The organism is Brevundimonas diminuta (assembly GCF_050310045.1).
GTDB classification, from domain to species: domain Bacteria; phylum Pseudomonadota; class Alphaproteobacteria; order Caulobacterales; family Caulobacteraceae; genus Brevundimonas; species Brevundimonas diminuta_F.
In genome coordinates, this window is record NZ_CP190005.1 from 357,407 (window position 1) to 373,043 (window position 15,637).

19 protein-coding genes are annotated in these 15,637 nt (G+C 67.6%); 16 read left to right on the forward strand and 3 right to left on the reverse strand.

The window, feature by feature from the left end; genetic code table 11:
• Positions 1 to 84: 84 nt before the first annotated feature.
• Positions 85 to 1,290 (reverse strand): reverse transcriptase domain-containing protein, encoded by a 1,206-nt coding sequence (locus ACORJG_RS01700; protein WP_427791084.1) that lies wholly within the window; start codon positions 1,288 to 1,290, stop codon positions 85 to 87.
• 348 nt (positions 1,291 to 1,638) lie between these two features.
• Here ACORJG_RS01700 and ACORJG_RS01705 point away from each other — a divergent pair, with 348 nt between their 5' ends.
• The gene (locus ACORJG_RS01705) at positions 1,639 to 2,463 is read left to right on the forward strand and encodes a hypothetical protein (RefSeq protein ID WP_427791086.1); all 825 of its coding nucleotides are present in this window, start codon (positions 1,639 to 1,641) and stop codon (positions 2,461 to 2,463) included.
• Here ACORJG_RS01705 and ACORJG_RS01710 read toward each other — a convergent pair.
• Positions 2,460 to 3,131 carry a DsbA family oxidoreductase gene (locus ACORJG_RS01710; protein WP_427791087.1) on the reverse strand — a complete coding sequence of 224 codons (672 nt, stop codon included), beginning with the start codon at positions 3,129 to 3,131 and terminating at the stop codon, positions 2,460 to 2,462. The genes ACORJG_RS01705 and ACORJG_RS01710 overlap by 4 nt on opposite strands.
• 113 nt (positions 3,132 to 3,244) lie before the next feature.
• Between ACORJG_RS01710 and ACORJG_RS01715 the strand changes: the two genes are divergently transcribed.
• The gene (locus ACORJG_RS01715) at positions 3,245 to 4,195 is read left to right on the forward strand and encodes a nucleoside hydrolase (RefSeq protein WP_427791088.1); all 951 of its coding nucleotides are present in this window, start codon (positions 3,245 to 3,247) and stop codon (positions 4,193 to 4,195) included.
• Entirely contained in the window at positions 4,192 to 5,046 is an 855-nt protein-coding gene (locus tag ACORJG_RS01720; RefSeq protein WP_427791089.1) for a ribokinase, read from the forward strand. Before ACORJG_RS01715 ends, ACORJG_RS01720 begins: the two co-directional genes overlap by 4 nt.
• Before the next feature lie 3 nt (positions 5,047 to 5,049).
• Here ACORJG_RS01720 and ACORJG_RS01725 read toward each other — a convergent pair whose 3' ends face one another.
• Positions 5,050 to 5,259 (reverse strand): hypothetical protein, encoded by a 210-nt coding sequence (locus ACORJG_RS01725; RefSeq protein WP_427791090.1) that lies wholly within the window; start codon positions 5,257 to 5,259, stop codon positions 5,050 to 5,052.
• 126 nt (positions 5,260 to 5,385) lie between these two features.
• Here ACORJG_RS01725 and ACORJG_RS01730 point away from each other — a divergent pair, with 126 nt between their 5' ends.
• The 13 genes from ACORJG_RS01730 to pal all read left to right on the forward strand — a co-directional run bounded on the left by ACORJG_RS01730 (position 5,386) and on the right by pal (position 15,531).
• The gene (locus ACORJG_RS01730) at positions 5,386 to 6,159 is read left to right on the forward strand and encodes a YebC/PmpR family DNA-binding transcriptional regulator (RefSeq protein ID WP_427791092.1); all 774 of its coding nucleotides are present in this window, start codon (positions 5,386 to 5,388) and stop codon (positions 6,157 to 6,159) included.
• A 119-nt stretch (positions 6,160 to 6,278) separates the two neighbouring features.
• Positions 6,279 to 6,797, forward strand: a complete 519-nt coding sequence (locus tag ACORJG_RS01735) for a hemerythrin domain-containing protein (protein ID WP_427791093.1) — start codon at positions 6,279 to 6,281, stop codon at positions 6,795 to 6,797.
• 84 nt (positions 6,798 to 6,881) lie between these two features.
• Positions 6,882 to 7,604, forward strand: coding sequence for an MgtC/SapB family protein (locus tag ACORJG_RS01740; protein ID WP_427791095.1), 723 nt, complete (start codon positions 6,882 to 6,884; stop codon positions 7,602 to 7,604).
• Positions 7,605 to 7,674: 70 nt separating this feature from the next.
• Entirely contained in the window at positions 7,675 to 8,187 is a 513-nt protein-coding gene (gene ruvC / locus ACORJG_RS01745; RefSeq protein ID WP_427791096.1) for a crossover junction endodeoxyribonuclease RuvC, read from the forward strand.
• Positions 8,184 to 8,804, forward strand: coding sequence for a Holliday junction branch migration protein RuvA (gene ruvA / locus ACORJG_RS01750; RefSeq protein ID WP_427791097.1), 621 nt, complete (start codon positions 8,184 to 8,186; stop codon positions 8,802 to 8,804). Before ruvC ends, ruvA begins: the two co-directional genes overlap by 4 nt.
• Before the next feature lie 13 nt (positions 8,805 to 8,817).
• A complete protein-coding gene (gene ruvB / locus ACORJG_RS01755) occupies positions 8,818 to 9,849 on the forward strand; it encodes a Holliday junction branch migration DNA helicase RuvB (RefSeq protein ID WP_427791098.1) in 1,032 nt (343 codons plus the stop codon).
• 268 nt (positions 9,850 to 10,117) lie between these two features.
• Positions 10,118 to 10,474, forward strand: coding sequence for a hypothetical protein (locus tag ACORJG_RS01760; protein ID WP_427791100.1), 357 nt, complete (start codon positions 10,118 to 10,120; stop codon positions 10,472 to 10,474).
• Between the two features lie 2 nt (positions 10,475 to 10,476).
• Positions 10,477 to 10,926 (forward strand): tol-pal system-associated acyl-CoA thioesterase, encoded by a 450-nt coding sequence (ybgC, locus tag ACORJG_RS01765; protein WP_346532970.1) that lies wholly within the window; start codon positions 10,477 to 10,479, stop codon positions 10,924 to 10,926.
• Between the two features lie 303 nt (positions 10,927 to 11,229).
• Positions 11,230 to 11,982, forward strand: a complete 753-nt coding sequence (gene tolQ / locus ACORJG_RS01770) for a protein TolQ (RefSeq protein WP_427791102.1) — start codon at positions 11,230 to 11,232, stop codon at positions 11,980 to 11,982.
• Between the two features lie 3 nt (positions 11,983 to 11,985).
• Positions 11,986 to 12,447 (forward strand): ExbD/TolR family protein, encoded by a 462-nt coding sequence (locus ACORJG_RS01775; protein ID WP_427791104.1) that lies wholly within the window; start codon positions 11,986 to 11,988, stop codon positions 12,445 to 12,447.
• Positions 12,448 to 12,453: 6 nt separating this feature from the next.
• Positions 12,454 to 13,314: a hypothetical protein gene (locus tag ACORJG_RS01780; RefSeq protein WP_427791105.1), complete on the forward strand. Its 861-nt coding sequence runs from the start codon at positions 12,454 to 12,456 to the stop codon at positions 13,312 to 13,314.
• Between the two features lie 124 nt (positions 13,315 to 13,438).
• Positions 13,439 to 14,821 (forward strand): Tol-Pal system beta propeller repeat protein TolB, encoded by a 1,383-nt coding sequence (gene tolB, locus ACORJG_RS01785; protein ID WP_427791106.1) that lies wholly within the window; start codon positions 13,439 to 13,441, stop codon positions 14,819 to 14,821.
• A 152-nt stretch (positions 14,822 to 14,973) separates the two neighbouring features.
• On the forward strand, positions 14,974 to 15,531 hold the full coding sequence (gene pal / locus ACORJG_RS01790) for a peptidoglycan-associated lipoprotein Pal (RefSeq protein WP_427791108.1): 558 nt from the start codon (positions 14,974 to 14,976) through the stop codon (positions 15,529 to 15,531).
• Positions 15,532 to 15,637: the final 106 nt, after the last annotated feature.

Below are 15,637 nucleotides of genomic sequence, written 5' to 3' on the forward strand. Positions count from 1 at the left end.
TTCAAGCTAACCTCGCGTCCGATGCTCGCGTAGGGGCGCTGACAATGAAGTCCCCCATCGACCCGGAAGCCAGTGCTCAGCAGTTCAAGGAAAAGCGTTTACGCCTAGGACTGCCAATTTTTGATCGGTGAGTTCGGCAAATGCCTTTTCTCCCACCAGTGATTTGAGCAGGTTGGCGACTGCTTTTCGATGCAGAGCATCGACCCGCGCTCGAAAATCGTCAGCATTACCTAGACCTTCGACAGAATGTTTGTGACCTCGCGCTACCGCATCAAAATGCGCAAGCATGCGGGCCAGATTTAGCTTGTTCTCAATGCAATATTCAGCGGTAGCGATTTCGTCGAAATTTGCTTCTATGGCGCTCAGTCGAGTTCGAGGCGCATACATCTCATAACGCTCTCCGACGAAGCGAAGCTCAACTCCGAGCACCTCGCACGCCTTCCGTGCTGGAGTGATTGTCGTTTTTCCTGAGTTATCGAGAGGCGGAATTTTCAAGCCCAAAGGTTTGAGCAAGCCTTTGATCAGTTCCAACGCAGCTTCGCACTCTTCCTGAGAATCGCAGAAAACAGCGATGTCATCTGCATACCTTATGGCTTTGAGTTTTGCCCTATCAATGCCTTGGTCAACATCCCTCATAACCACATTTGAGAGCACCGGAGATAAGGGCATACCCTGCCGGAGCCCTCGACCTTTTTTGATTCCAGCGGTTTTCGTCAAAATGCTCGTCAGAGGATCAGAGTAGTCGAGTTCAGTGTTGGCCGTTTTGACAATAAGATCAGCGATTATTTTAGATCTTACGCTTCTTTTTATTGCTTTCAGAACATCGGCCCGATCAATCTGATCGAAAAAGCTGACAATGTCCGTTTGAAGCACCCAAGGCGATAATCTTCTATATTCTAGAGCCTTGCGATGCGCGTCCGCAAGCGATCGACCTTTTACGAACCCATAGGCAACTGAAGGCGTTTTGGGGAAGCGTTTGTCATTCTCAAGGTGAAGGCAGATCGCTCGCTGAACGAGACGATCACGAATCGTGGGGACCGCAATGATCCTCTTTGCCCCGTTCTTCTTGGGGACAGTGCAAACTCGGAGAGGGCTGAACGAGAAGTGCCCCTTTCGCAGAGCCTCTCTTGTTTGATGGAGATTTGGTGCCAATCGCCTAGAAAAATCTGAGGCCGAGACACCATCAACGCCAGGTGCGCCCGCTCTAGAGACGCGACTGTCCCGACTGTCATTCCAGACAGCCTTAAGTGAAGACTCACTCAGTGAATTCGGTAGCCGTCGACCGCCCATTGCACTCCCCCCTAAGGCTCAGATAGCACCTTAGGGGCTCGCTGGGTTGCAGATCGACCCGGAACCTGACGCGCGGGGCGACGAGGTATCCGTGACGACGTTCGCGCCTCCCGCCACAGTGCTCTCGCACGCGACAAGCGACGCAATCGAAGGTGACAAGGGGCCTCGGCAGGAACTCGCTTCGGACCAGTCCTGAAATGGGAAGCGCTACAGTGGGTGTCAAGACTATGGCGATTTCTCCGTCAAGGACCCTTCAAGCCCTCTGACAAGCCTGTTCCTCCGCGATCACCCGTCCGATCCTGACGCACCCGTCCGCCATCCTCCGCCTTTCAGGCAGGAGGCGGCGCGATGGACGATCAGGCTTCGGGCGGGCGGGAGAAGGATTGGCCGGAAAAGGACTGGCATGAGGAGGCGCCGCGCATCATCGCCTCCGGCCGGTGGGAGCAGGACGAGTACGGCGCTGCCACCTACATTCCCGACCATGTGCGGCCCTCGACCGCCGAGCGGGCCGAGGCAGCTGACGCCGGGCGCAGCCACTACTACGAAGACCCGGCGCCGCGGGACGGCTATCGCGTGCACCCGGACGCGGTCTGGGCGGCGGCGCGGCGTGACTATCTCGCCGGGGATACGGCCGAGGCCGTCTGCGACCGCTATGGGCTGAAGCTGGGGACGCTGCGGTCCCGCGCCGCGCGCGAGGGCTGGCGCCGCTGTGACGCGGAGGACTCAAGCGCTTGGCCCGATCCCTGGCACGACGACGACGATCCGGTCGAGGATGCGGCGGCGGAGGCCCCCGATCTGGCGGCGATGGCGGCTCAGGCCCTGATGCGGCTGAACCGGGCGGTGCGGCGGGGCCGGGCGGCCGAGGCGGCGTCGTGGCTGCGCACCTGGCGCGCGCTGAGCGATCCGGCCCTGCTGGCCGCCGCCGAGCCGGAAAACCCGCCGCCTGCGCCCCGGCCCGACCCGCTCGATACGCTGGAAGCCGACATGAAGGCGGTCGCCGCCGTCGCCCGTCTGGCCCCCGACGACCACGCGGGCCGTCGCGCCGTCGAAGCACGCATCGTCGCCCTCAGCGCCCGCCTCGCGCCGGAAGGCGAGGCGGTGATTTCAGACGATTCAGACGAATTGGACTCTGTTTTTCCCGATCCTTCTCCCCTTGAGGGAGAAGGAAACTAAGCCTTGCCCGCGATCTCGCGCAGGGCGTTGACGAAGACTTCCGTCGGCTGGCCGCCGGAGATCAGATATTTGTCCTCCACCACCACGGCGGGAACGGAGGTGATGCCCCGCGCGCGCCACAGGGCCTGACTGTTGCGGACCTCCTGCATATAGCGGCCGGACGCCAGCACCTCGGCGGCCTCGGCGCGGTCCAGCCCGGCGGCCTCGGCCGCCTCGGTCAGGACGCCCGCGTCCGAGACGTTGCGGCCCTGCGTGAAGTGGGCGCCGAACAGGGCGTGCTTCAGCGCCGCCTGCTTGTCCGGCGCGGTCAGACCGGCCCAGTGCAGCAGGCGGTGGGCGTCGAAGGTGTTCCACATGCGGCTGTCGTCGCGGAAGTTCATCTCGACCCCGACCTCGGCGGCGCGGGCGGTGATGGCGGCGCGGTTGGCGGCCGACTGTTCGGGGGTGGAGCCGTATTTGCGGGCCAGGTGCTCGCCCATGTTCTCGCCCTCGGGGGCGATGTCGGGGTTCAGCTCGAACGGCTGGAAGGCGATGTCGGCGGCGATCCCTTCGCCCTCCAGACGCTCCAGCGCCTGCTCCAGCCCGCCCAGCCCCACGGCGCACCAGGGGCACATGACGTCGGAGACGAAGTCGATCTTCAGCGGCTTGAGCGGGGCGGCGTCGGTCATGGCGGCGGGGCTTTCTGGAACAGCGTGTGTGACGAAGCATATGGGCGCGCGGCGGAAGGAGGCAAGGCGCGCCGGGCATTGATTCACGGCCTGCCAACCGGCACACCGGATCGGTGAAACAGAGCCTGATCATTGATTGCGACCCCGGCGTGGATGACGCCACGGGGCTGCTGACCGCCTTCGCCTCTGCTGACCTCGACCTGCTGGCCGTGACCACGGTCGGGGGCAACGTCAGCGCCGAAAAGACCGCGCGTAACGCCCGCATCCTGCGCCAGATCGCCGGGCGCGAGGACGTGCCGGTGTTCGCGGGCGCCGACCGCCCCCTGCGCCGCGACCCGGCCGGGGCGGGCGAGTTCCACGGGGCCGAGGGGCTGGGCGACCTGACGCCGTTCGAGCCTGACGCGCCTGTGGCCGAGGGAACGGCGGCCGAGGCGCTTGTGCGGCTGGTGATGGCGCGGCCTGCGGGGGCGGTGGCGCTGGCCGTCATGGGGCCGATGACCAATCTGGCGCTGGCCATGCGGGCCGAACCGGCGCTGGCGGCCCATGTGGGGCCGGTCGTGGTCATGGGCGGGGCGCGCTCGGAAGGCGGCAACATCACCGCCTCGGCCGAGTTCAACATCTGGGCCGACCCGGACGCGGCGGCCGAGGTCTTCGCTTCGGGCTGCCGCATGATCGTCATGGGGCTGGACGCCACTCATCAGGTGCGGGCGACGGAAGGTAGGATCGCAGCGATCGAGGCCCTGTCCACGGCCTCGGCCCGCACGGCGGCGGCCATGCTGCGGTTCTCCCAGCGGGTGGAGCGGCAGGTGGTCGGCTGGGATGCGGGGCCGCTGCACGACCCCTGCACTGTGGCCTGGCTACTGAAGCCGGAGCTGTTCGCGCTGGCGCCTTGCCGCATCGCGGTGGAGACGGACAGCGACCTGACCCGAGGCCACACGGCGGTCGAGTTCCGCGTCGAGGCGGCCGGGGCGAACCATTTCTGGGCGACGAAGGCCGACGCGGCCGGGATCTTCGCACTGATTACCGAGATGCTGGGAGCCAAAGAAGAGGGAGAAGGCGCATGAGGATCACCGTCGTCGGCTCGATCAATCTGGATATTGTGGCGGCGGCGCCGTCCCTGCCTGCGCCGGGCGAGACGGTGACGGGGGCGATCCTGTCGCGCCATCCCGGCGGCAAGGGCGCCAATCAGGCGCTGGCCGCGCGCAGGCTGGGCGCCGAAGTCTCGCTGATCGGCCGGGTCGGCGACGACGAGATGTCGGGCGCGGCGGTGGCCCTGATGCTGGCGCACGGCGTCGACCTGTCGGGGGTGGAGACGGACCTCGCCGCCCCGACCGGCGTGGCTCTGATCACTGTCGATCCGACGGGCGAGAACCAGATCACCGTGGCCGCCGGGGCCAACCACTTCGTCACGCCGGAACAGTTGCCCGCCCGGATCGAGACGCCGCTGATCGCCCAGCTGGAGCTGCCGATCGAGACGGTGGAGGCGGCGGTGGGCCGGGCGACGGACTTCGTCTGCGTCAATCTGGCGCCCGCCGCGCCGGTGTCGGAGGCCCTGCTGCGCCGCGCTGACCTGCTGGTGGTCAATGAGACGGAGGCCGCCTTCTACGGCGACGCCCTGCACGTCGGCGGCGGACTGGTGGTCGTGACCAAGGGCGCGCGCGGCGCGGCCATGTATCGGCGCGGCGTTGAAATGGCGTGGGCGACGCCGCCGCGTATCGAGGCCGTGGACGCGGTGGGGGCGGGCGACGCCTTCGTCGGGGCGATCACGCTGGCGCTGCTGGAGGGCATGGCGCCGGATGCGGCCTTGCGTTTCGCCTGTGCGGCCGGGGCGCTGGCGGCGACCCGGCCGGGGGCGCAGCCGTCGCTGGGCGACCGCGCCGAGGTCGAGGCCCTGATGGCTCAGGGCGGACAATAAGGCTTAGTCGCGGTCGTACAGACGCATGACGGCCAAGGCGCCGATGGTGGACAGCACCCCAAGGGCGAAGGCGCCGACAAGCGAGCTGGTCGCAGCGGCGGTAGACACCGTCACCGGGCGCTTTGCGTACCACTGGACGATCTCGCCGGCATTGGCGTGATCGATGCCCTCGTCATAGGCGTCGTCCAGATAGGTGTCGTCGGCGGCGGCCATAGGCGTCTCCAATTCTTGCCTGCGCATAATCCCCGGCGCGTTCGGGCGGTTCCCCTCTCGTGACAGAGGAGGCGCCATCCAGTAAAGGGCGCACCTCAGCATATTCGATTTCGGGCGAGCGACTCCATGGCCGGCCATTCCAAATTTAAGAACATCATGCACCGCAAGGGGCGCGCCGATGCCGTGCGCTCCAAGCTGTTTTCACGCCTGTCGCGGGAAATCACCGTGGCGGCCAAATCGGGCATGCCCGACCCGGCGATGAACCCCCGGCTGCGTCTGGCGGTGAACAACGCCAAGGCCGAATCGATGCCGAAGGAAAACATCGAGCGCGCCATCAAGAAGGCCTCGGGCGGCGAAGTCGATGCGATGGAGGAAATCCGCTATGAGGGCCGCGGCCCCGGCGGCGTCCAGATCATCGTCGAAGTCCTGACCGACAACCGCAACCGCGCCGCCTCGGGCGTGCGCTCGGCCTTCGCCAAGAACGGCGGCGCCTTGGGCGAATCGGGCTCGGTCACCTTCATGTGGGATCGCGTCGGCAAGATCGACTATCCGGCCGAAGCGGGCACGGAAGACGCCGTCATGGAGGCCGCCATCGAGGCGGGCGCACAGGACGTCGAGAGCGATCTGGTCAAGCCGGACATCTATGAGGACGCGCCGGGCCACACCATCTGGACCGCCTTCGAGGACCTGAACGAGGTGGCCGAGGCCATGTCCAAGGTGCTGGGCGACCCCAAGTCGACCGCCATCGTCTGGAAGCCGCAGTCGGAAATCGATCTGTCGGGCGATGCCGTCGGCACCCTGTTCAAGCTGCTGGACGCGCTGGACGCCGAGGACGACGTGCAGCAGGTCTATTCCAACGAGAATATTTCCGACGAAGACGCGGCCAAATACGCGGGCTGATTCACCCCATGACCTGATCCCGGCTTCGCCGTGCAGCGCGGAGCCGGGGCATCAGGAACCGGAACCATGACCGGAGACTTGTAAGCAGCTCAAGCCTTACTGCAAGGGAGCGCGCTTTCATGGACATCACCCAGCTCATCCTCGACGACCACGCCGAGCAACGCCGTCTGTTTGCCCTGATCGAGCAGATCGACGGGAAGGACGTCGAGGCGCTTGAAGCGATCTGGGGGCGGCTCTCGGCCTTTCTAGACGCCCATGCCGAGGCCGAGGAACAGCATTTCTATCCCGAGCTTCTGAAGCTGGGCGAAGGCGCCAACGACGCCGAGGACGGCACCGTCGAGGGCGAGACCGAAGACGCCATCGAGGACCACAACAAGCTGCGCGATGCGGTCAAGGCCGTGGCCAGACACAAGGTCGGCAGCAAGGCCTGGTTCAAGGCCGTGGGCGAGGCCAATGTCGTCAACTCCAAACATATGGGCGAGGAAGAGCGTCAGGGCCTGACCGACTTCCGCCTCAACGCCGATATGAAGACGCGGCACGACCTGGGCGTTCGCTTCGCCGCCTTTCAGGCGCGCCACATCACGGGGGTGAAGCCGGTGAACAAGGACCCCGAAGCCTATGTCGAGAAACACGGCTGAGGGGTGAGGCGCGCCGTCGGCTGAGCCTTGCCCGCCGCCCTGCCGGGGTCCACCCTGGCGGGATGATGACGGGGTGAGGCGGCGATGGCGATCGATTGGGGCGTGACGCACTGGGGCGCGGGTGATCTCAGCCTGATGGCGCCGGTGGCCTCGGCCATGCTGGCGGGCGGTCTGATCGGGATCGAGCGCACCTATCACGGCCACCCGGCCGGGTTCCGCACCCATATCCTGGTCTGCATGACCTCGTGCGTGCTGATGCTGGCGGCCATGCATCAGGCCAGCTGGGCCTTCGTCGCCCTGCCGGATCAGCGGTTGGTGATCGACCCGACGCGGATGGCGCACGGCATACTGACCGGCATCGGCTTCCTGTGCGCCGGGGTGATCTTCCGCGAGCGGTTTTCCGTCCACGGCCTGACCACGGCGGCGTCGCTGTGGACGACATCAGCCATCGGGGTGATGTTCGGCGTCGGCCTGTGGAAGCTGGCCCTGATCGCGGCGGGGGCGACCCTGCTTGTGCTGGCCATTCTGCGCGTTCTGGACGCGCGCCTGCCGCACGTCGGGGTGCTGGACGTCACCCTGCGCTGGACGCGCGGTGCGGCGCCGCAGGAAGCCGTCCTGCGCGCCCTTCTGGCCGACAACGGCTTGAAGCCGACCCGCATCGGCCATGTGGTCAGCCCCGACGGCCAGATCCACGAACAGCACGTCAAGGCGCGCGGCCCCATGCCGCTGAAGGTCGACGCCCTGTCCCGCATCCTGTCCCAACAGGCGGGTCTGGCGGGCTATTCCGTCATGCCCAGAGACGATTGAGCCGGTGATTGAGTGGATGGCTGAGCGCCCGGTCATTGTTCGCTAACCCTCTTTGGGGCAATAGGAACGGATGGCGAACGAAACGACTCGGATCCTGGGGCTGGACCCCGGCCTGCGCCGCACCGGCTGGGGCGTCATCGAAAGCGAGGGCAGCCGCCTGCGCTGGATCGCGCACGGCGTCGTCGCGCCCGATGAGAAGGCGCCTTTCTCCGAGCGGCTGCTGCATCTGCTGGAGCAGGTGGGCGAGGTCTGCGCCGCCTATGGTTGCGACGAGGCGGCGATCGAAGAGGTTTTCGTCAACGTCAATCCGGCCTCGACGTTGAAGCTGGGTCATGCGCGGGCCGCGGTCATGCTGGCCCCGGCGCGGGCGGGTCTCAGCGTCGCCGAATACGCCCCGACCCTGATCAAGAAGGCGGTGGTGGGCGCAGGGCAGGCGGACAAGAGCCAGATCGCCTTCATGGTGAAGCGGCTGCTGCCTGCCTCGGGCGATGTGAAGGCCGACGCCGCCGATGCGCTGGCTGTGGCGGTCACCCACGCCCATCATCGGCGGTTCAAGACAATAGCAGTAAGAGGGGCGGCATGATCGGTCGTCTGCGGGGGGTTCTGGCCGAGGTCGGCGAGGCGGAGTGCCTGATCGACTGCGGCGGGGTGGGCTATGTCGCTGCCTGCGGGGCGCGGACGCTGGGTCGCCTGCCGGCGCCGGGCGACGAGACGACCCTGTTTATCCATAGCCAGTGGAGCCAGGATCAGGGGCCGCGCCTCTACGGCTTCCTGACCCGCGATGAGCGCAAGGTCTTCACCCTGCTCCAGACCATTCAGGGCGTGGGGCCGAAGGCGGCGTTGGGGGTGCTGGATATCCTGCCGCCCGCCGAACTGGCCGCCGCCGTCGCGCGCGAGGACAAGGCGGCGGTCGGCCGCGCCAACGGCGTGGGGCCGAAGCTGGCGCTGCGCATCGTCACTGAACTGAAGGGCAAGAGCCTGAGCGACGGCGTCTTCGCACCCAGCGCGCCGGGCGTCCACGCGGAGGCCGCCGTCATCGCGCCCCCGGCCAGCGTGACGGGCGAGGCGGTCGCCGCCCTGCTGGGTCTGGGCATCGCCGAGGTCAACGCCCGCCGCGCCGTCGATCACGCCCTGACGAAGCTGGGCGAGGACGCCGAACTGCCGCTGGTCATCCGCACGGCCCTGCAGGAACTGGGATGATGAGGGCCGCCGCATGACCGACGACCGCATCATCTCGCCCGCCCCGGCGCCCGGCGAGCAGCACGACCGCGCCCTGCGGCCCCAGACCCTGTCCGAGTTCGTGGGCCAGTCGGCGGCCAAGGGCAATCTGAAGGTCTTCATCGACGCCGCGCGCGCGCGGTCCGAGGCGCTGGACCACGTCCTGCTGTTCGGCCCTCCGGGTCTGGGCAAGACGACGCTGGCGCAGATCGTGGCGCGCGAACTGGGCGTGGGCTTTCGCGCCACCTCCGGCCCCATTCTGGCCAAGGCGGGCGATCTGGCGGCCATCCTGACCAACCTCGAACCGCGCGATGTCCTGTTCATCGATGAGATCCACCGCATGGCCCCGCTGGTGGAGGAAATCCTCTATCCGGCGATGGAGGATCATGTGCTGGACCTGATCATCGGCGAGGGGCCGTCGGCGCGCAGCGTGCGCATCGACTTGGCGCCCTTCACTCTGGTCGGGGCGACGACGCGGGCGGGCCTGCTGGCCACGCCGCTGAGGGACCGCTTCGGCATTCCGTTGCGGCTGGAGTTCTATACGCCCGAAGAGCTGACATCCGTGATCCGGGGCGCGGCGCGCAAGATGGGCGCGGCCATCACCGAGGACGGGGCGATGGAGATCGCCCGCCGGGCGCGCGGCACGCCGCGTATCGCCGGGCGCCTGCTGCGGCGGGTGCGGGACTTCGCGGACGCTGAGGGCGGCCCCATCGACCGGCTGGCCGCTGCGCGGGCGCTGGCGCGGCTGGAGGTGGACGAGGCCGGGCTGGACAGTCTGGACCGCCGCTTCCTCAAGGCCCTGATCGAGAATTACGGCGGCGGGCCGGTCGGCATGGATACGCTGGCCGCCGCCATCGCCGAGGCGCGCGACGCGGTCGAGGACGTGATCGAGCCCTATCTGCTGCAACAGGGCTTCATCCAGCGCACGCCGCGCGGCCGCATGGCCTGCGCCCGAGCCTATGAGCATCTGGGGCTGGAGACGCCACAGGCGCCGCCCGCCGTCGCGCCGGACCTGTTCGGCAAATAGGATGCTGCTTCTCCCTCCCCGTCCCGGGGAGGGTGGTCGAAGCAAAGCGAAGACCGGGTGGGGAGGGCTTGGTGATTGGCCCTCAGCGCCTGAATAGCCCTGCCGCCCCCACCCGGCTTCGCCCTGCAGGCTCAGCCACCCTCCCCGGGACGGGGAGGGAGAGGTGCGATTCTTTCTCGGTTAGAGCCTTCACCTCGGCGGCGAAGCCGGTCATCCTCGAACCTTCCAGAAGGAGGCGGTTTTGGCCCATTCCCGCAGGACGGACCGGATGATCGTCGCGCTCGGCGCGGCGGTCGTGATGCTGGGCGGTTTCAGCCTCTACGCCCTGACGCAGGGCGCGCGCTTCGGGCCGGGTCAGACGACGCCCGCCGAGCGGGTGCTGAAGCAGGTCCGCGAGCAGATGGGCCCGCAGGCCGAGGTGCGTCACCTTGAGGCCGGTCGCGGTCGCGCCGCCTGCGGCTATGCCGGTCTGAAGGGGCAGAAGGGGGCCGTCGCCTTCGTCTCGCGCCCCAACCGCATCCTGATGAGCCACGATCCGCTGACCGGCGAGTTCACGACGCTGAAATCGCGCTATTGTCCGGGCTTCGACGCCCCTGCGCCCGCCGCCGCCTCCGGCAAGAGCTGACCATGACCGACCAACCCAGTTCAGGCCGTTTCGACGGCCGCGATCACCTGTTGCCCGTGCGGGTCTATTACGAGGACACGGACTTCACCGGCCTCGTCTACCACGCCAACTATGTCCGCTATTTCGAGCGGGGGCGTTCGGACTTCCTGCGGCTGGCGGGCGTCGGGCACGCCGATCTGCTGGAGCAGGACGAGCCGATGGCCTTCGTCGTGGCCGATCTGGCGCTCAAATATCTGAAGCCCGCCCGCATCGACGACGCCCTGGTGGTGCGCACCCGCTATGAGACGATCAAAGGGCCGCGCCTGATCATCCGCCAGACGGTCGAGCGGGACGGCGATGTCCTGTGCCGGGCTGATGTCGTGGCGGTGTGCATCCATCTGGACGGACGCCCGCGCCGCCCGACAAAGCGGCTGGTCGAACTGGTCACGCCCTGGCTGTCGGGAGAAGAATAGGCGAAAATTCTCCCTCCCCGTCCCGGGGAGGGTGGTCGCGAAGCGACCGGGTGGGGCGGGCCAGGTGATCCTAACCTCGGCGCCTGAATAGCCTCGCCGCCCCCACCCGGCTTCAGCTTCGCCTCAGCCACCCTCCCCATGAAGGGGAGGGAGAGGTGGAGCGCTTGTTTCTTCAATAACGAGGTTGTCACCTGTTCGCCTGATGACGCGGCGTGCGACGCCGTTTAGACCCGCCGCCATGAAACCGCCACGTCCGCCCGGTGCAACTGGCGGAATAACCGGACCCTTCGCCAAGGACCACGCATGACACCGCCTGTCGACGCCTCCCTGCTGAATCCCATCGAGCTGTTCATGACCGCCGACTGGGTGGTCAAGACGGTGATGATCGGCCTGGCTGCGGCCTCGGTCTGGTCGTGGACCATCATCATCGACAAGGCGGTGCGCTTCTCGCGCATGAACGCCCGCGCGACCGAGTTCGAACAGCAGGTCGAGAGCGGACGCTCGCTGGAAGAAGTCGCAGCTCAGGCCGGGCCGCAGCCCGTCGATCCCCTGCCGCGCATGCTGGTGCTGACGCTGCAGGACTGGCGTGAGGCGCGCGCGCGCGGCGCCATGACCGATACGCAGGGGTCGATGTTGATCGCCCGCATCGACCGCGCCCTGGATTCCGTCATCGCCCGCGAGAGCCAGAAGATCGAGAACGGTCTGGGCGTGCTGTCGGTGGTCGCCACCGCCTCGCCCTTCATCGGCCTGTTCGGCACGGTGTGGGGCATCATGAACGCATTTGACAGCATTGCGGCGGCGGGCAACACCAATCTGACGACCGTGGCCCCGGCCATCGCCGAGGCCCTGTTCGCCACGGCCATCGGTCTGGCGGCGGCCATCCCGGCCTATATCGCCTTTAACGCCTTCTCCGTGTCGGCGGGCAAGTTCACCGGGCGTCTGGAAGCCTTTGCGGACGATCTGCAATCGGCCATCGCCCGTCGTCTGGGCGCGCCCTCGACGCCGCCGCCGCCGCCTCCGCCGTCGGCCGACCTGAACCTGCGCCGGGGCGCCTGATCCATGGCCATGGGTGGTGCAGGAGGCTCGAGCGGCGGTCGCGGCCGACGCCGCGCGCGCAAGCGGCCGCTGAGCGAGATCAACGTCACGCCCCTGGTGGACGTCATGCTGGTGCTGCTGATCATCTTCATGATCTCGGCGCCGCTGCTGACGGTCGGGGTGCCGCTGGAACTGCCCAAGACCGAGGCCAGCGCGGTCGAGACGACCGACAAGCCGGTCACGGTCAGCATCGACCAGAACGGCGCCATCTACATCGGCGAGGGCGAGGTCCGCTGGGAACAGCTGGCCCTGCGCGTGGCCGAAGAGGGTGGTGAGAAGGCGCGCGACAAGGCCATCTTCATCCGCGCCGACGGCCGCGCCCCCTATCAGGCCGTGGCGCGCGTGATGGCGCGCCTGTCGGCCTCGGGCTTCACCAAGCTGAACCTGATCACCGACACCGCCGCCGACGAGCCGACGGAGGGCTGACGGACCTTGCGCCGCCCCAGTCCCGCCATCCTCGGCTCCATCGCCCTGCACGCGGGGGTGGTGGCGCTCGCCTTCGTTTCATGGTCGTCGAAGGACGAGTTGAAGCCGCTGGTGAATTCGGTCCCGGTGTCGATCGTCTCGGACATCGAGATCGCGGCCGCGCCTGCCGACAATCCGCAGGAAGAGCCTTCGCCCGACGACGGCGAGACGGCGCCGGTCGAGACGCCGCCCGAACCGACCCCGCCGGAGCCCGAACCGACGCCGCCTCCGCCGCGCCCGACCCCGACGCCGCCCGAGAAGAAGGCCCCGACACCCACACCGACGCCGACGCCTCCGCCGCGTCCCACGCCGACGCCGCCTGAGAAGAAGGCGCCGACGCCGACCCCGACGCCGCCGCGTCCTTCACCCACGCCGCCCGAGAAGAAGGCGCCCGCGACGCCGACGCCGCCGCGCCCGCAGCGTCCGGCGCCGGGGCTGGACCTCGACGCCCTGGCCGGGCCGCCGCGCCAGACGCAGAATCCCGGCCGCCCCGCAGCAGGGCAACAGGGCGCGGGCGCCGCGTCGCGCGCCACCGGCCCGCAGCTGGCGGCCCTGGGGGCACAGGTGACGCCGAACTGGATCATCAACTGCGATATGCCGGGCATGGATGATCTGGTGATCCGCGTGACCGTGCGCCTGAGCGCAGACGGCCAGATCATCGGCACGCCCCGTCTTCAGGACGTGCAGAACGATGCGACGTGGCGGGCGGCGTCCGACGCCATGCAGCGCGCGTTGCGGGCGACCTCGCCCTTCACCGTGCCGGATGGATTCCAGGCGCAGGAAGTGCCCTTCCGCTTTGAAACCAAACGTCAATGCGGGAACCGTTAGGGGCGCGAGCCGTCTATCACCCCAAAGTCGCCCAAATCCTTGTGAAGCTGGCGATTGTCGATCGCGCCGGTGTTATGGATGGCGATCGACCCCGAACGTGCAACGATCTGCGAAGGAATGACCCATGCGCCTGAACCGCTTTCTCGCCTCGGCCGCCGCGCTTGCGTTGACCGCGCCTCTGGCGCTGGGGGGATCGGCGCAGGCCCAGTCGCTGACGCCGCCCGCGCCGCCGATGCAGGACGTGGTGGTCGATGAAGGGGTGCTGCGCCCGTTGCAGATCGCCGTCGTGCCCTTCACCGGCGTGAATGGACCGCAGATCTCGGGCGTCATCAGCGGCAACCTGAAGCGTTCGGGCTTCTTCGATCCGCTGAACCCGGCCAGCTTCGTCGAGACGGGGCTGACGCTGGCCAATGCGCCGAACTTTCCGCAGTGGACCTCCATCGGCGCGCAGGCGCTGCTGTATGGCGGCGTGACCCAGCGCCCCGACGGCCGGATCGACGTGGGCTTCCGCCTGTATGATCCCTATCGCCAGTGCCAGCTGGTCTCCTACCAGTTCACCGCCACGTCCGAGCAGTGGCGCCGGATCGCGCACAAGATTTCGGACGTGGTCTATCAGCGCCTGACGGGCGAGGCGGGCTTCTTCGATTCGCGCGTCCTGTTCGTGTCCGAAAGCGGCAGCCAGCTGAACAAGCTGTCGCGCCTGACCATCGTCGATCAGGACGGCTACAATCCCGTCTTCCTGACTCAGGGCGACGAGGTGATCATGTCGCCGCGCTTCTCGGCCTCGAACCCCGACGAAGTGACCTATGTGGCGCTGGGCAAGGATTACAGCCGCATCTACCTCTACAATCTGTCGACCGGCCGCCGCGAAAGCCTGGGCGAGTTCGACGGGCAGGTGCTGGCGCCGCGTTTCTCGAACGACGGGTCGAAGATGGCCTTCTCCATCATCCGCCACGGCAATACCGACGTCTATGTGATGAACCTGCGCAGCCGCCAGCTGTCGCGCCTGACGACCGATCCGGGCATCGACACCTCGCCCTCGTTCAGCCCGGACGGGTCGCAGATCGTCTTCACCTCGGACCGCTCGGGTTCGGCGCGCCTCTACACCATGCGGGCGGACGGTTCGGGCCAGCGCCCGATCAGCCGCGGCGGCGGCATCTACACCGCCCCGGCCTGGAGCCCGCGCGGCGACCTGATCGCCTTCACCAAACAGCAGGGCGGCCGCTTCCACATCGGCGTGATGAAGTCCGACGGCACGGGCGAGCGCATCCTGTCGTCCTCCTATTTCGAGGAAGGCCCCTCGTGGGCGCCGAACGGCCGCTACATCGCCTTCGCGCGTCAGAGCCCCGGCGGCGACACCCGTCTGTGGACCGTCGATCTGTCGGGCCGGGTGGTGTCTCAGGCGGGCTATGACGGGCGCGGTTCGGACCCGGCGTGGTCGGGTCTGCTGGATGCGCCGCCGGTCAATCTGGGCATCGGCCAGGGACCGGATTCCTGCCCGGCGTAACGGAGATTTCCGGCATCGGCTTCATTAGCGGAGCCATTGCCATAAACTGTGCGTTATCACCGCTGGCGTAAAGCTGCCGGGCGCTGTAGCAGCCGTCGAATACAGCCAAGCTAGAGGCGTCGGCCTCGAACCGAATGAGAAGGAGACTGACCATGAATACCTCCACCCTGATCCGGCTCGCCGCCGTCGGCGTCGCCGTGGCCTCGCTGGCCGCCTGCACCAAGCCCAAAGTCGAGCCGGCCGTCCCGACTGAAACGGCGCCGCCGCCGGTCACCGGCCCGCAGTATCCGACCGCCCCGACCGGCCCCGTGAACGGCGGCAACGTCGGCGCCGCCGCACCGGGTTCGGAACAGGATTTCGTCGTCAACGTCGGCGACCGCATCTATTTCGACCTGGATTCCTATTCGGTGCGTGCTGAGGCCCAACCGCGTCTGGACGCCCAGGCCGCCTGGCTGGCCCGCTATCCGCAGGTCACGGTCCGCATCGAAGGCAATGCCGACGAACGCGGCACCCGCGAGTACAACCTGGCCCTGGGCGCCCGCCGCGCCGAGGCCGTGCGCTCCTATCTGATCAGCCGCGGCGTCGCCGCCGCCCGCATCGACACCATCAGCTTCGGCAAGGAACGCCCGATCGCTGAAGGCTCGAACGAGTCAGCCTGGGCCCAGAACCGTAACGGCCGCACCGCCATCGTGTCGGGCGCCCCGCGCTAAACCGCGCGACGGTTTGTGAAACTGGCGAGAGGCGTCGACCCCGGTCGGCGCCTCTTTGCTTTGGAGGCTGGTGCGGTTCGCGTTTCGCGGGCGGCCAGCGCATGAA

What these genes read in the sequence shown, in the direction of transcription:
- ACORJG_RS01700 (WP_427791084.1), bottom strand. Translation starts at nt 1,290, where the DNA reads ATGGGCGGTCGACGGCTACCGAATTCACTGAGTGAGTCTTCACTTAAG.
- ACORJG_RS01705 (WP_427791086.1), top strand. Translation starts at nt 1,639, where the DNA reads ATGGACGATCAGGCTTCGGGCGGGCGGGAGAAGGATTGGCCGGAAAAG.
- ACORJG_RS01710 (WP_427791087.1), bottom strand. Translation starts at nt 3,131, where the DNA reads ATGACCGACGCCGCCCCGCTCAAGCCGCTGAAGATCGACTTCGTCTCC.
- ACORJG_RS01720 (WP_427791089.1), top strand. Translation starts at nt 4,192, where the DNA reads ATGAGGATCACCGTCGTCGGCTCGATCAATCTGGATATTGTGGCGGCG.
- ACORJG_RS01725 (WP_427791090.1), bottom strand. Translation starts at nt 5,259, where the DNA reads ATGGCCGCCGCCGACGACACCTATCTGGACGACGCCTATGACGAGGGC.
- ACORJG_RS01730 (WP_427791092.1), top strand. Translation starts at nt 5,386, where the DNA reads ATGGCCGGCCATTCCAAATTTAAGAACATCATGCACCGCAAGGGGCGC.
- ACORJG_RS01735 (WP_427791093.1), top strand. Translation starts at nt 6,279, where the DNA reads ATGGACATCACCCAGCTCATCCTCGACGACCACGCCGAGCAACGCCGT.
- ACORJG_RS01740 (WP_427791095.1), top strand. Translation starts at nt 6,882, where the DNA reads ATGGCGATCGATTGGGGCGTGACGCACTGGGGCGCGGGTGATCTCAGC.
- ruvC (WP_427791096.1), top strand. Translation starts at nt 7,675, where the DNA reads ATGGCGAACGAAACGACTCGGATCCTGGGGCTGGACCCCGGCCTGCGC.
- ruvA (WP_427791097.1), top strand. Translation starts at nt 8,184, where the DNA reads ATGATCGGTCGTCTGCGGGGGGTTCTGGCCGAGGTCGGCGAGGCGGAG.
- ruvB (WP_427791098.1), top strand. Translation starts at nt 8,818, where the DNA reads ATGACCGACGACCGCATCATCTCGCCCGCCCCGGCGCCCGGCGAGCAG.
- ACORJG_RS01760 (WP_427791100.1), top strand. Translation starts at nt 10,118, where the DNA reads ATGATCGTCGCGCTCGGCGCGGCGGTCGTGATGCTGGGCGGTTTCAGC.
- ybgC (WP_346532970.1), top strand. Translation starts at nt 10,477, where the DNA reads ATGACCGACCAACCCAGTTCAGGCCGTTTCGACGGCCGCGATCACCTG.
- tolQ (WP_427791102.1), top strand. Translation starts at nt 11,230, where the DNA reads ATGACACCGCCTGTCGACGCCTCCCTGCTGAATCCCATCGAGCTGTTC.
- ACORJG_RS01775 (WP_427791104.1), top strand. Translation starts at nt 11,986, where the DNA reads ATGGCCATGGGTGGTGCAGGAGGCTCGAGCGGCGGTCGCGGCCGACGC.
- tolB (WP_427791106.1), top strand. Translation starts at nt 13,439, where the DNA reads ATGCGCCTGAACCGCTTTCTCGCCTCGGCCGCCGCGCTTGCGTTGACC.
- pal (WP_427791108.1), top strand. Translation starts at nt 14,974, where the DNA reads ATGAATACCTCCACCCTGATCCGGCTCGCCGCCGTCGGCGTCGCCGTG.